This window comes from Mycobacterium hackensackense, from assembly GCF_025822555.1.
Taxonomy (GTDB): domain Bacteria; phylum Actinomycetota; class Actinomycetes; order Mycobacteriales; family Mycobacteriaceae; genus Mycobacterium; species Mycobacterium fluoranthenivorans.
Genome location: NZ_JACKUC010000032.1, coordinates 91,028 through 105,781, shown reverse-complemented (window position 1 = coordinate 105,781; position 14,754 = coordinate 91,028). Strand labels below are relative to the sequence as shown.

The 14,754-nt window shown below is 62.3% G+C and carries 10 protein-coding genes and 2 pseudogenes; 6 read left to right on the top strand and 6 right to left on the bottom strand.

The features are described from left to right. Nucleotides 1–241 precede the first annotated feature (241 nt). From H7J86_RS24860 to H7J86_RS24850, 3 genes are all read left to right on the top strand, one after another. Nucleotides 242–2,251, top strand: coding sequence for a GAF domain-containing sensor histidine kinase (locus H7J86_RS24860; protein WP_267294201.1), 2,010 nt, complete (start codon nucleotides 242–244; stop codon nucleotides 2,249–2,251). After that, a complete protein-coding gene (locus H7J86_RS24855) occupies nucleotides 2,248–2,919 on the top strand; it encodes a response regulator (RefSeq protein ID WP_267294199.1) in 672 nt (223 codons plus the stop codon). Before H7J86_RS24860 ends, H7J86_RS24855 begins: the two co-directional genes overlap by 4 nt. A 360-nt stretch (nucleotides 2,920–3,279) precedes the next feature. Then, nucleotides 3,280–4,410 carry an alpha/beta hydrolase gene (locus H7J86_RS24850; protein WP_267294197.1) on the top strand — a complete coding sequence of 377 codons (1,131 nt, stop codon included), beginning with the start codon at nucleotides 3,280–3,282 and terminating at the stop codon, nucleotides 4,408–4,410. A gap of 162 nt (nucleotides 4,411–4,572) precedes the next feature. Here the strand turns inward: H7J86_RS24850 and H7J86_RS24845 are convergent, their stop codons facing one another. From H7J86_RS24845 to H7J86_RS24820, 6 genes and pseudogenes are all read right to left on the bottom strand, one after another. After that, complete coding sequence (locus tag H7J86_RS24845; RefSeq protein ID WP_267294195.1) at nucleotides 4,573–4,929, bottom strand: cyclophilin-like fold protein; 357 nt, start codon at nucleotides 4,927–4,929, stop codon at nucleotides 4,573–4,575. Nucleotides 4,930–5,720: 791 nt separating this feature from the next. Further along, nucleotides 5,721–6,206 carry a (R)-mandelonitrile lyase gene (locus tag H7J86_RS24840; protein WP_267294193.1) on the bottom strand — a complete coding sequence of 162 codons (486 nt, stop codon included), beginning with the start codon at nucleotides 6,204–6,206 and terminating at the stop codon, nucleotides 5,721–5,723. 461 nt (nucleotides 6,207–6,667) lie between these two features. Beyond that, entirely contained in the window at nucleotides 6,668–9,517 is a 2,850-nt protein-coding gene (locus tag H7J86_RS24835) for an MMPL/RND family transporter (RefSeq protein WP_267294191.1), read from the bottom strand. Then, nucleotides 9,514–9,963 (bottom strand): MmpS family transport accessory protein, encoded by a 450-nt coding sequence (locus tag H7J86_RS24830; RefSeq protein WP_267294189.1) that lies wholly within the window; start codon nucleotides 9,961–9,963, stop codon nucleotides 9,514–9,516. The genes H7J86_RS24835 and H7J86_RS24830 overlap by 4 nt, the downstream gene beginning before the upstream one ends. 86 nt (nucleotides 9,964–10,049) lie before the next feature. After that, a pseudogene (locus tag H7J86_RS24825) lies at nucleotides 10,050–10,384 on the bottom strand (DUF5078 domain-containing protein). A gap of 14 nt (nucleotides 10,385–10,398) precedes the next feature. Continuing rightward, nucleotides 10,399–10,752, bottom strand: coding sequence for a DUF732 domain-containing protein (locus tag H7J86_RS24820; protein ID WP_443677662.1), 354 nt, complete (start codon nucleotides 10,750–10,752; stop codon nucleotides 10,399–10,401). 549 nt (nucleotides 10,753–11,301) lie between these two features. On the opposite strand from H7J86_RS24820, the gene H7J86_RS24815 reads away from it, so the two are divergent. The 3 genes and pseudogenes from H7J86_RS24815 to H7J86_RS24800 all read left to right on the top strand — a co-directional run bounded on the left by H7J86_RS24815 (nucleotide 11,302) and on the right by H7J86_RS24800 (nucleotide 14,549). Beyond that, complete coding sequence (locus H7J86_RS24815; RefSeq protein ID WP_267294450.1) at nucleotides 11,302–11,778, top strand: winged helix-turn-helix transcriptional regulator; 477 nt, start codon at nucleotides 11,302–11,304, stop codon at nucleotides 11,776–11,778. A gap of 133 nt (nucleotides 11,779–11,911) precedes the next feature. Beyond that, a pseudogene (locus H7J86_RS24810) lies at nucleotides 11,912–12,608 on the top strand (transposase family protein); the annotation flags it as partial. 708 nt (nucleotides 12,609–13,316) lie between these two features. Next, the gene (locus tag H7J86_RS24800; protein ID WP_267294185.1) at nucleotides 13,317–14,549 is read left to right on the top strand and encodes an MFS transporter; all 1,233 of its coding nucleotides are present in this window, start codon (nucleotides 13,317–13,319) and stop codon (nucleotides 14,547–14,549) included. Nucleotides 14,550–14,754: the final 205 nt, after the last annotated feature.

The following is a 14,754-nucleotide window of genomic DNA, read 5'->3' as shown; positions in this document are numbered from 1 at the left end:
CCCGAGGTTGGGTAAGGATGGTCCGCCTCGACAACACTCTCGTACTCGGGATCCAGTCGTCATGGGTGCAGGCACCCATGACGCTCGGGAAGATCTCCCGGGCACGGGTGGGCAAGATTCCCAGCCTGGATCGAGACTGTGTACCCGTGACGCGGGGAACAAAGTGGTTCATGCTGGGAATATGACGTTGGGACGACACGCCACGGGGACCGCCTGTGCAGTCGCAGGGGTTGCAGCTGCCATGGCTGCCGCCGCAGTGGTGCTGCACTGGATGAACCGGGCCGTCGACACCCGGGGACTAAACACGGAGCTGTGGACGGCGACGGTCCTTCAAACGCTTACGTGGGCCGCGGCGGGTGCCTTGATCGTGACCAAAAGGCCGAACAACCCGTTCGGCTGGCTCTTCTGCGGCGCGAGCCTGGCTGCGGCCGTCACCACCCTAGGCAATGAGTACGCGGTCCACGCCCTCTTAGTCCAGAATTCCAGGGTGCCCGGCGGGGAGTGGGTTCTGTGGCTGGCTAACTGGTCCTGGGTGCTCTACCTCGGCATCATCCCGGCAGTGCTTTTGCTCTTCCCCGATGGCAAGCTACTGTCCCGACGCTGGGCCCCGGCGCTCGCTCTGGCCGTGGTCGCCACATCGGCGCTGTTGGTCACCCAGATACTGCGCCCGGGCACCATGGTGGAGTCAGGCAGCCTGGCCACCGTCAACAACCTCGTCGGAATTCAACGCTCACAGGCAGCACTGGATAGCGTCGGACTCGCGGCTAGGACACTGCTGGATGTGGCCATTGCGGTCGGTGTACTCAGCCTGCTGCTACGTTTCCGCCGGGCGCGCGGAGACGAACGCCTCCAGCTCAAGTGGCTCGCATCGGTGGCGGTGTTTCTGCCCGTCACCTTGCTGCTCACCTACGTGGCGCCGGGTGTCCCAAGCACATTGGCATTCAAGCTTCACGTAGCGCTGCTCATCGGCACCATCACCGTGGCCGTCCTTAAGTACCGGTTGTACGACATCGACGTCATCCTCAACCGCTCCCTGGTCTACGCGACGTTGACCGTGCTCGTCCTCGGTATCTACGTCGCAGTGGTCGCCGCGGCGGGAGCGGTACTGCAGGCCCAAGCGGGCCTCGTGCCTTCACTCATCGCGACTGGTGTGGTCGCGGCAGCATTCAGCCCGTTGCGGGATCGCCTGCAATCAGGAGTCAACAGGCTGCTCTACGGCGGGCGTGACGAACCCTACGAGGTACTTTCCCGCCTCGGGCAGCGGCTGGAATCCACGCTCGCTGTCGACGAAGTGCTGCCCGGGCTCGTCGAAACCGTCGCCCAAACGTTCAAGCTCCCCTACGCCGCAGTCGCTGTACCCGGCCCAGGCTCCCCCGGCGATGACGCCGAATTCGGCGCCATGAAGACCGTCGCGTCCTATGGACAAGAGGCACCGGTCGTGCTGCGCCTTCCGTTGCAATACCAGGGCGCCCCGGTCGGCGTGCTTGAGCTCGCTGCCCGCAGCGGCGACGAGGGATTCACGCCGGCCGATCGGCGGCTGCTCACCGACATCGCCCGGCAAGCCGGAGTCGCCACACACGCCGTTGCTCTCACCGCAGCCCTGCAGGCTTCCCGTGAGCGTCTGGTCGCGGCTCGCGAAGAGGAACGGCGCCGGCTCCGCCGCGATCTGCACGACGGTCTCGGGCCGACGTTGACCGCGGTCGCCCTACAAATCGATGCCACTCGAAACATGCTGCGAAGCGACCCGGCTGCAGCGGACGAATTACTGAAAGAACTGCGTGCAGAGGTGAAGTCGTCCATCGATGGCATCCGGCGCTTGGTGTATGACTTGCGGCCCCCCGCCCTGGACGAGCTCGGATTGGTGCGCGCCCTGCGCGAGCAAGCCGCGGGCTTCGTGCGCGCCGGTAACGGCCGCCTCGACGGACTGCACGTCACCGTCGAGGCTCCCGGCGGCCTGCCTTCACTGCCGGCCGCCGTCGAAGTCGCCGCTTACCGTATCGGCGCCGAAGCAGTCACCAACGTGGCCCGGCACGCCAAGGCCAGTCATTGCGAACTCCGCCTCACCGTCAATGGAGCGCTGGAGGTGCAGGTGACCGACGACGGCATCGGAGCGGGCGCCAGCTGGCGGCCGGGAGTGGGGCTCGCCTCGATGCGGGAACGGGCCGCCGAACTAGGCGGCACGCTGTCCGTCGAACCCAGCGCCAGCAACGGAACCCGCGTACTCGCCAAACTTCCATTGCGAACCCGATGAGCGCCGACGACGCTTCCCCGCCGCCACTTCGGGTAGTCATCGCCGACGATCACCCCCTGGTCCGCAGCGGTCTGCGCACCGTACTTTCCTCGGCGGCTGGCATCGAAGTCGTCGCCGAAGCCAGCACCGGTGCCGAGGCAATCACTGCGGCATTGTCACTGACACCCGACGTCATCGTCATGGACCTGCAGATGCCCGACACCGACGGCATCGAAGCCACCCGTCAGATCGTGGCGGCCAACCCCAATGTTGCCGTCCTGGTGCTCACGATGTTCGAGGACGACACCTCGGTGTTCTCGGCCATGCGGGCGGGCGCGCTGGGCTACCTGCTCAAGGGCGCCGAGCAGGAAGAGATCATCCGAGCAATTCAAGCAGCCGCCCACGGCGAAGCCATCTTCGGGCCCGCCATTGCGCACCGCCTCATCGACTTCTTTACGAACCCCCACGTGCCCGCCGCAGCGGCCTTTCCCGACCTCACCGAACGCGAGCGCGAGGTACTCGAACTCATCGCCGCAGGTAAGCCGAACGGGGCGATCAGCAGAGCACTGTTCATCTCCCCCAAGACCGTCGCCAACCACGTCTCGAACATCTTCGCCAAGCTTCACGTGGCCGACCGATCCGAAGCCATCGTGCGGGCTCGCGAGGCAGGGCTCGGCGAACGTAGTTAAGCGAGTGCGCGTCTCACCTCTACCCCACGGCCATTGCGCGCTGCCTCCTCACCGCAGTCATCCATATCCACGCTCAGAGGAATCCTGACGTTCGCAGCTCGATCTGCACGTGAAATAAAGTCCCACAACACTTCCTGTTGTCATGGAGATCAGCCTCCGCGCCACCGGCCAACCAGCATGGGAGAGATTCCCGGTCCATTTGGGAACCTGCACCCATGACGCCGGGAACCGAAACTCGCATGCTAGTGAGCACGGGCTTGTAACGAGCGCCCGCAAGGTCAGCGCCAGTCAACAGCTTCACCCTTTCCTGAACACCCTCAGGTCGAAGACTTCGGATCACGCCAAAAGGAGATCAACACCATGACCATGACCACCACGACGCCCGGACAGAGACGCAGCCGCCTGAAGAAGATGGCTGGCGGCGCCGCCGTTCTCGGCATACTGGCCACTGCAGGCTGTGCTCCCGCGGAACGAAGCAACGCGACTCCTTCTCCCTCATCGACTCAACCGACGACCAGTCTGGCGCCCGGGGACACGTCCCGGGGCGCGGACAACTTCTTCACCAGCGACCAGGTAACCGTGCAGAAGGTGACGTTCAAGAACCAGTACCAGATGAACGTGACCGGAAACTTGTTCGTTCCCAATAATCTGGACCGCAATATGAAGAGCGCGGCAATGGTCGTCGGCCACCCCATGGGCGCAGTCAAGGAGCAGAGCGCAAACCTCTACGCCTCCAAGCTAGCCGAACGGGGTTTCGTCACAATGTCGTTGGATCTGTCGTTCTGGGGTGAGAGCGAAGGACAGCCGCGTAACATGGTGGCGCCCGAGGTCTATGCCGAAGACTTCAGCGCTGCGGTCGATTACCTGAGGACCCAGAAATTCGTCGATACTGAACGCATTGGTGCACTCGGCATCTGCGGCAGCGGGAGCTTCGTCATCAGCGCTGCCAAGATCGACCCCCGAATCAAAGCCGTAGCCACGGTGAGCATGTACGACATGGGTGCTGCGTTCCGCAACGGCCTGCGCCACTCGGTCACCCCCGAACAACGGCAACAGTTGATCGCCCAAGCCGCCCAGCAGCGTGACGTCGAGTTCGCGGGCGGAGAACCGGAATACATCGGCGGCACTCCTTTCGAGCTCACCGACCAATCGACCACGATCGACCGCGAGTTCTACGACTTCTACCGCACCGCCCGCGGCAACAGCCCCGCCACAAGCACCCAGCCCCTGTTGAGCAGCGTGGGCAAGTTCATGAACTTCTATCCCTTCGCCGACATCGAGACAATCTCTCCGCGACCGATGCTGTTCATCACCGGTGACCAGGCGCACTCCCGTGAATTCAGCGAAGCCGCCTACCAACTCGCCGCCGAACCTAAGCGACTGGTCATCATCCCTGGAGCCGGCCACGTCGATCTCTACGACCGGGTTGATCTCATCCCCTTCGACACACTCACCACGTTCTTCCAGGACAATCTTGGCGCCCACCAATGAGTCCGGCTAGACGTCTCGACTGTGCCGCAGCCTGACCTGACGGGAGGCGGCCCTCAGTCGCCTCGCGCGACTGAGGGCCGGCCGACCTTGGCCTGACGACGTAGACCGCAGCGTGCCGACATCCAGGACTCCGCGCTCCAAGTGCCGCCCAACCATGGGTGGTCAGGCGCGCTCCAGCGTCACTTCGAAGCCGTCAGGTTGCTGCCGAATGAGATCGGCACCTTCGCTTGAGAATTGGCCTATCCGGACGATGCCGTTCCAATAGCCCACGTCACCGTAGTACAAGACCAGGTCCCCAGACGGCGCGTAGTAGCCGATGTCTGTGGGCGAGGGGTCGTCACCTTCGGGGACGCCGTCCATGGTCAACGGTAGCGGTAGCTTCGCGATCTTCTCCACCTGATTCAAATCCCGAAACGACAGCGTCAGTGGCAGCTGCCCGGCCAACTCTCGAGCAGTGGCGTTGTCGAAAAGCCGTGCGGAAACCGGTTGTCCATTGATGACGATTCGGATGCTCGGCATGGTGTTCTCCTGGGTAACTGGGTGATTGGCCTCGACGGATTGCGGGGCAACAGGCGACGAGTGCGCCGTAACCGAGGAGGATTCGACTGCTAGAGACGTACTCGCACATCCAGCCGCGGCAAGATGTAGTGCGAAAAGGGCCGTCGGAAAAAAGCCGAACATGCTTCCGGGACGCGTTGTGGATGCCATGTCGAACCCGGCCTTTCGTCGAGTGTTAAGCGATCATGCCGGCACATGCCGCGCGTACCTGGTGTCCGTCGACCCACACATACTTGCATCGCCCGGAATCGGTAGGACACAGAGCGCCGGCCTGCCTATGCCCAATGAACCCGGTGCGTTATGTCCTCATCACCCAACAGCCTTTCACACCGTTAGGCCAGGCACTGCCGGTACACCCCCGAACGTCGTCCACACCGACCCGTTTGCCTTGGGGCTAGCGAACATCCGGAGCCGACGAGCGAACCGCAATCATCACAGCTTCCGGCGGACTTGTCGACACACGGGCCGATCCGGGGCCAAGACGATTCACGTGATATCAAGGGCCCCAAGACATCTGCAGTACTCGCGGGCGAATGGGCAGCAATCCGCCCAGCACGACTTGCGGGTCGCCCCTTAGGCGTCGACGCGATGTCGACGTGACGGATCTGAATGGGCCGCACACCCCGGCGAGGATGAACGAACGGCCGGGCAAGGCCGGTTTTGCCGCCCTCCAGCACGTTGACGGTGCCCACAGCTACTGGCAGAGGGTGAAGGTGTTGCCGGAAGCGAAACCGGACGCTATTCACATGCGTTCAGCCGAAGTACTGATCATCCGTGACGTGTTCCATCCAGTCGACGGGGCTTCCGGCGACGTAAGCCTGAATGGCGATGTGACTCATCGTGATATCCTCCGCAGCACCGTGCCAGTGTTTCACGCCGGGCCTCGTCCAGATCACGTCTCCAGGGTTGATCTGCTGCTTGGGACCACCCCACTCCTGCACCCAGCCGGTACCTGAGGTCACCACCAGAGTCTGCCCGGCCGGGTGTGTGTGCCACGCAGTGCGGGCGCAGGGAGCGAACGTCACCTCGGCCGCACCGAAGGTGCGAACACCATCGGGGTTAAACATCGCCTTGATGTTGACGTGACCGGTAAATGTTTCGACAGAGCCCGCTACGGCAGGACGCGAATCATCGGGGGAAATCACGACGCCAGGGTCGGCGGCCGCAGGGCCGGTCTTGTATAGGCCCGTCCTCATCAGAGCTGCGGCTACTGCTGCCAGCGACATCACTTGCTTCATGTCCAAAAGACTCCTATTCGCGGTGTAGGCGTCGAGCCTGACTCACGGCGCTGCCTCCGCGCCAGTGTGTGAGAGTGTTTGAGTACTGGTAGTACGCCTCTTTGCGTCCAGGCTTCTTGGAGGCATTGGATCCTGTGTGGCCTTCTCCAGAGCTGAGCTAGATCGCAGCAGTGTCATACGGGTCTGCTACGCAAGTAGGTGACACCTTGACCTGCCGGTTGGGTCCAGATTCGGTGACCGGGTGACGACCTGTACGAAGGCTCACTGTCAATCCACGCCCCGGTCAGTTGCGCGACGCTGAGATGAAGGCCGACCAGCCGACAGTAGGCGAGGCGCTGGAGTCGGAGCGCTCGACGGTCCTCAAGATCGTGAGGGCTACTTGCGCGGCAATCCGGCCGTAGGGACGAAAGTACTAGACAGCTTTGCTTGGTGGCAGCGAGACGCGAGAACCCGTATCTCACTTACGCACCAGCTGTTTCAGGTACGGTGACCACCCGCGTACGCACAGGCAACACCTTCATCGGCCACCAGAACCATCTGCCGAGCAATGCGGCGATTGAGGGTGTCAGGAGTGAGCGGACGATGAATGTGTCGAAGAGCAGCCCCAGGCCGATAGTAGTGCCGATCTGGCCAATCGACGTAAGGTCGCTAGTGACCATCGCCATCATGGTGAAGGCGAACACCAGCCCTGCTGAGGTGACTACGCCGCCAGTGGCACCCATGGCGCGGATCAAGCCGGTGTTGAGTCCGGCGCTGATTTCTTCTTTGAATCGCGACACGACGAGTAGGTTGTAGTCCGATCCCACGGCAAGCAGGACGATGACGGCCACGGCTATGACGAGCCATTGCAGCTCGATCCCAAATATGTACTGCCACACCAGTACTGACATACCGAAGGATGCAGCGAGGGATAGAACGACGGTGCCGACGATCACGATCGATGCGACAAGTACGCGTGTGATGATCAGCATCACGATGAAAACGAGAATGATGGCGGCGCTGGCAGCTATAAGTAGATCGTAGTGCGCTCCCTGCTGGATGTCGCGGTAGGTGGCGGCGGTGCCGCCCAGCGAGAACGTTGCCCCAGCTAGCGGTGTTCCCTTCACCGCTTCTTTGGCCGCTTGCAGTTCCGGATCGACGTGGGAAATGCCTTCGGTGGTGGCGGGGTCCACGTCATGGGTGATGACGAAGCGTGCGGCATGGCCGTCCGGTGAGACCATCAATGCCAGTCCCCGCTTGAAGTCAGGGCTGGTGAACACCTCCGGGGGCAGGTAGAACATATCGTCGTTCTTCGAGTCGTCGAATGCTTGGCCCATCACCGAAGCGGTGTCGGTCGAGCGTTCCAGTTGGGTGAGCAGCCCCGCAAAGGTGCTGTGCAAAGTGAGGATGAGGTCTCGGATATTGGTCGTGATGGCGATCAGCGGCGGGATCTGGGCGGCGATCTGCGGTGCCACGGCGTCGATCCTGCCGAAGTTTTCAGCGAGACTCTTCGTGTTGTCGGCCAGGTGATCCATTTGGTCCAGCCCGTCGAATACCGACCGCATCGCCCAGCACACGGGTATGTCGGCGCAGTGGGGCTCCCAGTAGAAGTAGTTGCGAAGTGGCCGGAAGAAATCGTCGAAGTCGGCGATGTGATCCCGCAGATTTGCCGTCGTTTCTTGCATATCTTGCGTCGAGCCGAGCGACGCATGGGTGGCGTCCGAGAGTTGGACGGTCAGACCGTGCATGCGCTGCAGGATCGCAATCATCTCGGTGAGACGATCGCTCATCGTGAGCACATCATCGAGGCGCGAGCCGATGAACTGCAACATCTCTCGGCTCGCGACGCCTTGCGTGCTCATTTGAAAAGGGACGGATCCGTGTTCAATCGGCGATCCCAGCGGGCGGGTGATGCTTTGCACGCGGGCGATACCTGGTACTCGAAAGATGCTCTTGGCGACTTTTTCTAGCACGAGCATGTCGCGCGGGTTGCGCAAGTCGTGATCGGCATCGAGCATCAGAATGTCCGGCTTCATCCGGGCAGAGGTGAAGTGCTGCTCGGCCGCGGTTTGGGCTGCCACCGAACTGATGTCGGAAGGCAGGTAATCACGGTCGTTGTAGCTGGTGCGGTATCCGATCAACGCGACGATGCCGACCAGAGAGATCGCCGTGGCCACGACGAAGACTGGTCCGGGCCACCGAACAATGATGGTCCCCATGCGCCGCCATCTGCGTGTTTGGAGGCGTCGTTTGGGATCGAGTAAGCGAAATCTGATGCTGAGCGCCAATACCGCGGGCGCGAACGTCAATGCCATGACAAGCACGACCAGCAGTCCCAGCGCACTCGGGATGGCCAAGCTGTTGAAATAGTTGAGTCGGGTGAAGTGCAGGCACAGCAATGCGCCGACGATGGTCAGCCCTGAGCCCAGAATCACGTGCCACACACCCTCGAAGGCCGTGTAGTACGCAGCGTCGCGATCCTCGCCACCGTTGCGTGCCTCGTGGTAGCGCCCGAGCAGGAAGATGAAGTAGTCGGTCCCTGCTGCGATGGCCAGTGAGGTCAAGACGCTGACCGCGAACACCGAGAGCCCGTACACGTGAAAGTGACCTAAGACAGCGACCAAACCTCGCCCGGTGCTCATCTCCACGAGCACCACCAGCAGGCCGATGACGGTGGCGGCGATCGATCGGTACACGATAAGCAACATCACGGCGATGACCACGACGGTGACAACGGTGATCTGCTTCATCGATCGGTCCGCGGCTTCGTCCGCGTCGGTCACGAGCGCTGCCTGCCCCGTGACGTGAACCCGCACTCCGGGCGGTGGACTGGACTTGGCAACGATGTCTCGGACCGCCTGGACTGATCGTTCCCCCTGGGTAGAGCCTTGATCTCCTACCAGATTGAGCTGCACGTAGGCGGCTTTGCCGTCCTCACTCTGAGAGCCGGCTGCGCTGACCCGCTCTCCCCAGAAGTTCAGGACGTGTTCGACGTGGGCGTGGTCGTCGTCGAGGATCTTGACCAGTCCGTCGTAGAAGCGGCGTGCGTCGTCGCCGAGCGGGTTGTCGCTCTCGAGGACGACCATAAGGACGCTGTCAGAGCTGTACTCACCGAAACGTTCACCGATGCGCTTCATGGCGATGACTGACGGCGCGTCCTGCGGCGACAGCGATACCGCGTTCTGTTTACCCACTTCCTCAAGCTGGGGTACGAGCAGACTGACTGCTGCTGCCGCGCCCAGCCATAGCACGATGATCGGGACCGAGAGGGCCTTGATAAGTCGCGGTATCAGCGGCCGAGGGTTCCGGGCGGCGTCGTGCTCGCGGCTCATGCGGCCTTCACCAGGCAGTAGGCCATGACGTCAGTGCCGTGCGCAGTAACTTCGTCGCGAACCGCGCCGTTGACCGTGATCCGGCAGCCCAGTGAATCGCTGTCGCCTTGAACGACGAGAGTGGCGTAGGCACTCGGGGCGGTGGTGGTGAAGGTATGTGACCAGGGAAGTTCATCAAACTGCGCCTCTTGGGACACGTTGTACTCGTCGATATAGCTGACCCTGCCGGTCGCACTGGCCGGACCGAAAACTTGGTAGGACAAGGTCTTGGGGAGGGTCGCGACGATGTTGTCGGTCTTGTTCGCTGAGCCGGACTGTCGGTCGGATCCGAAGACACCGTGGAACTGCCAGATCATCGATCCTCCCACCAGGATCACGATGATAATGACCATCGGGATCCAGGCCTTCGCCACCGCTTTCGCGCCCAGCTGCATTGGTTTCGGCAAAGCCGTTGCCCACCTTTCATTCTTGGTCCCGCCAGTCTCGGCGGATAAGTGACTGCTACTGCTGCGCAGCGGCTTTCAGTGCCCCACTAGTGCCAGTCCCAGACGGACATGTCGTTGGGCGGGTAGTTCTGGCAGATGTCGGTGGTGTGGGCGGCGACGCCTTTGTTGTTGAAGAACAGTTTGGCCCAGTTGGGCCAGCGCCAGGACATTAGTCGATCATGTAGCGCTCGTAGTAGACGGGTTCGACGTCGCGGGCGGCGGCCATGATCTGTTCGGCGGTGCAGGGGGTGCGCAGGATGCGGTTGGGGATGGGGTAGTCGTCGGTGGCATCTGCTGATGCGATGCCGGAGGTGGCGATGCCTGTGGCGAGGGCGCCGACGAGGGCTGCGGTGGCGGCGGCCAGGCGAAGTGTGGTGTGCATGGTGGTGTTCCTTCCTAGTGCTGGGCGGCCGCGACCTGGTCGAGGATGACGCGTTGGTCGGGGCAGTAGNAGTTCAGTGCCGAGCCCAGGAACTGCCAGTTCTGCTCGGTGGTGTTGTGGCGGTCGAGGTTGGCGCCGATGAACTTGGCTGAGTCGAAGGCGTTGTGGTCGACGTTGTTGTAGAGGCGTTTGCAGACCAGTTTGCCGATCCAGGCGTTGTAGTCCTTCTGCCCGTAGATGCCGTAGGTGTGCAACTCGTGGGCGAAGTTGGTGTCGGGATCGCGGTCATACGCCGGGTCCGCGTAACCAGGCGCTGCGAAACCCAGCCACGTAGTGGCCATAACGAATGTTGCTGCCGCCAAACGCATTAAAGCCGTCGTCACCGTAGCGCCTCGAAAGCCTGGCGTCGGCACCGAGCGATGGAATCAATGACCGCGTAACCAGCCGGACCGTTTTGGTGATCCGGCGGTGGATTGCCGCACAGAAGCGGTCCATGCAGGTTCGCCCGCCCAACACCACGAGGATCATTTACTTCCTTTGGTGTTACCACGGAACGCTCACCTCCGATTCGTACGCAGCGCACCGCCGGGGTGAAGGACCTCGGCGGCGCAGTGCGGCTTCAGCATGCGGTCGCAACATTGGCTTTTCCCAGTTCTTTTCGGCATCAGAGTCATCCGGGGCCGGCGTGAAGTCGCTCACCGCTGTCGGCGCCTCATCCGCTTTCATCCATGTCGAACTTCCACTGCAGTCCTTCATGCGGGTCGAGGGAGGCGGCGAGCTTGTCGTGGATCCCGTCCAGCACTCACCGGACAAGGCTGATCGATTGCCTGACACCCCCCTGAGTAACTACAACATTAGGCAGACTCAATCACACCTTTCTGAATAACGCAAACGTTAGTTACACTGGGCGGATGGTGATGACGTTTGAGGACCAGCTCGCCGATCGCGATCGGTGGCGTGCTGAGCATTGTTCGGTGGCTATGGTGCTCGCGTTGCTCAGCACCAAGACCACCTTCCTCGTGCTGCGGGAGTGCTTCTACGGCACCAGCCGCTTCGAGGACTTCGTCGAGCGAATTGGCACGTCAGCACCGGCTATCTCTCGCGCCCTCAAACAGTTGGAGTCTGCGCACTGCCTGACCAGGGCCCCCTATCGAGAGCCTGGCGCTCGGCCTCGCGATGAGTACCGGCTCACCTCCACAGGTGAAGACCTTCTGCCCGTCGTGCTCGCAATCGCACAATGGGGTGACGCTCATCTTCAAAATGGCTCTGCCCCATTGATGTTCGTGGAAGCATGCAGCGGTCTACCAGTCCGCGTCTGTGTGACCGCGGACGCTGACGTGGCAGAGACGCAGTCCAGCGACATCGAGATACGAGGGCGCTTCACGCTAGACTAAGCAGCCGATATACCGGCAGTGTCCGACGTCCGACGCGGGCACAGCGGAACGCGCCACCGACACATCGGCGGGGACCCCAGTTTGGTTGGCTCCTTGATCGGTGAGGACTGTCCTTGCTGGAGGGATCAGTCTGGTGCCGAAACCGTTTCCCGCCGAGTTCCGAGCCGATGTCCTCGCTGTGGCCCGCAAGGGTGAAGCGCGGTTGCGCCAGATCGCGAAGGACTTCGGCATCTCGGAGGCGTGCCTGCATCGCCGGCTCAAGATCGCCGACCGTGAGGACGGCGCCGGGCGGCCCGCGTCTTCGGCAGCCGCTGACGATGTAGCGGCGGAGCTGCGAGAAGCGCACAAGCGGATCAACTACTCGAGCGGGAAGCTGAGGTGATGCGACGGGCGGTGGGCTACCTGCCTCGGGACGCCAACCCAAAATGATGCACCCGCTGGTCCTTGACCTTGCCCCGACGAGATGCCCGGCACGATGACCTGTCGGGTTCTGAGATTCTCCACCCAGGCGTTCTGCAAATGACGCAAAGCAATCCTGTCTCAGCGTGATTAGGGCGATGTACCTGATCAATGCCGCCCGCTACATCCATGTCGATGACCCCACCTTCGGCTACCGATTCATCGCCGAAGAACGCCCGGGCGCGAAATCACCGACGGCGAGAACCACGTCGAACGGTAGTGCTCCCAGGAGCGCATCTGGTCGATCTTCGCCAAGAAACGGGGACTGAACCGACCCTCCGGGCCGCCGGTCCATGACGACCTCGTGCAGTCAGTTCAGCGCCCAGGCGGCCAACCAGCTCTGGCTGGCCGAGATCACCGAGCACCGCACCGCTTGGATGCCAGCAGTCGTCGCAACGGTTGGGATCAAGGGGCGTCTAGTGAAGCAGATAGGCGTTCGGCTGATGTGTCCCAATTGAGTGTCTTGCGGGGTCTGCTATTGAGCTCGTCGACGACGGCTGCTAGTTCATGAGCGCCGTGTTAGGTCGGACCCGCACGGGAAGCACTGGCGCAGTGGGCCATTAGCGTCTTCGCGGCTGCCGCGCTGCCAGGGCGCTCCGGGTCTGCGAAGTAGACCGCCATGTCGGTGGCCACACTGAACGCGCTGTGTTCGGCCATCTTTGCGCCTTGGTACCAGGTCAGAGTTTCTCGCAACGATTCGGGTAGGCGCCCCGCTGTGGCGATCAGACTGTCGCCGTTGTCGTCAACGCGCCGTCGGCAGGCTCACTCCGACAGGAGTTCGAACTGCTCTACACACCAGTCGCAATCGCAGCCTGAAGCTCACACCCGGCGATCCACCAACCCAAGAGCGCCGGCCATGCTCGCCGATTCCCCTGGCTCAGTGATCGAGTCACCGGACCCACCGTGGGTAGGCGCAGACAGCAGGGGTGTTCCGCCAGTACATGTATCAAGAGGCACTCCCACCTGTCGTTCGCAGGGGGTCGAATGGTTTCGACAGCCACCGCGGTGCGGCGAATCCACCGTGACGGCTCCAACACGGTCCGCCACACGCCCGCCGCTCTACCACTACCCGAGGTCCCATGAGTAACTCCAGCGCGCCGACGACGACTACACCCGGTCGAGTCGATACCGACAGCCTGCCGACCGCCGCACTCCTGGTCATGGCGCTGATGGGATTCGTTCTCATTGCTTCCGAAACCATGCCGGCCGGGTTGCTTCCGCAGATCGCCACAGGCTTGAACACATCGGAAGGCACCGCAGGGCAACTCGTCAGCGCGTACGCGTTAGGCACGGTGATCGCTGCCATTCCGGCCACCGCCGCCACGCGCGAGTCCAAACGCAAACCCCTTGCCGTGTTCGGCGTGCTTGGCATTCTGGTCGCCAATGTGATCACTGCGGTGTCTCCGGAGATGCTGCTGTCCCTCGGAGTGCGACTGTTCGCCGGCGCGTGCTCGGGCCTTTTGTGGGGCATCCTCGCTGGCTACGCCCGCCGCATCAGCCCGCCAGAGCACGCTGGGCGCGCGCTGGCCATCGCCTCGATCGGCGTGCCGGCAGGCTTGGCCTTCGGTACGCCCCTGGGATCGTGGATCGGGTCGATGTTGGGTTGGCGGTACTCCTTCGTGGCGCTATCGGTCGTCGCGCTGGTCACGCTGCTCCTGACTGTGGCCTTCGTACCAGACGCGCCTGGTCAACGGGCCTTGTCACGCATGCCCGTGATCAAGGTGTTTGCCCTGCCTGGTGTAGCGCTCATCCTTGTGGTGATCTTCGCGTGGATGTTGGCGCACAACATCTTTTACACCTACATCGCTACGTATCTGAGATTCGCCGACGTCGGACTGTCGACCCAGGTGGCCCTAGTAATCTTCGGACTTGCCGCGATTGTCGGGGTTTGGGCAACCGGTTTGCTGATCGACCGAGCTCTGAGGATTCTGATCCTGACCAGCATCGCATCATTCGTCGCAGCTGGGGTCATCTTCGTGTTGGCACACCAATCGTTGGTCGCCGTCGTGGCTGGCATCGTGCTCTGGGGTGTGGCCTTCGGCGGCGCGGCCACGCAGCTTCAGACAGCAATGGCACACTCGAGTGGCGAGAACGCCGACGTCGCAAACTCCCTTCTTGGAGTGGCATTCAACGTTGCCATCTTTGGCGGGGGTGTTGCCGGCGCATTCCTGATCAATTTCGACCGTGGTCTCGGATTGCCGTCCGTGATGATCGCCCTCGCCCTCGTCGCCTTCAGCGTCGCGTTCGCTGCTCGCCGTTCGGCCTTTCCGTCCCGCCGTACACTGGGCCAGATCACCTCCAAAGCGACTTGATCACGAAGCAAATGGGGAACCCGACCCTATAGCTCCCGGCACGTTGAGGCGGCGGAGCGCACGACAGAAGTACGTGCAGGGATGTTCGGCCGCAATGCCTTCACCAAGATCAACTAGCCACCTCAGCTCGTTCATGGCTAAACCCAAACGCACGCTAGCGCGTCATGAACAGAAATGTGGCCGTTGTATGTGGCTCCGCATACGG

Coding starts and splice junctions, on each gene's coding strand:
- H7J86_RS24860 (WP_267294201.1), top strand. CDS start 242: ATGGCTGCCGCCGCAGTGGTGCTGCACTGGATGAACCGGGCCGTCGAC.
- H7J86_RS24855 (WP_267294199.1), top strand. CDS start 2,248: ATGAGCGCCGACGACGCTTCCCCGCCGCCACTTCGGGTAGTCATCGCC.
- H7J86_RS24850 (WP_267294197.1), top strand. CDS start 3,280: ATGACCATGACCACCACGACGCCCGGACAGAGACGCAGCCGCCTGAAG.
- H7J86_RS24845 (WP_267294195.1), bottom strand. CDS start 4,929: ATGCCGAGCATCCGAATCGTCATCAATGGACAACCGGTTTCCGCACGG.
- H7J86_RS24840 (WP_267294193.1), bottom strand. CDS start 6,206: ATGAAGCAAGTGATGTCGCTGGCAGCAGTAGCCGCAGCTCTGATGAGG.
- H7J86_RS24835 (WP_267294191.1), bottom strand. CDS start 9,517: ATGAGCCGCGAGCACGACGCCGCCCGGAACCCTCGGCCGCTGATACCG.
- H7J86_RS24815 (WP_267294450.1), top strand. CDS start 11,302: ATGACGTTTGAGGACCAGCTCGCCGATCGCGATCGGTGGCGTGCTGAG.
- H7J86_RS24800 (WP_267294185.1), top strand. CDS start 13,317: ATGAGTAACTCCAGCGCGCCGACGACGACTACACCCGGTCGAGTCGAT.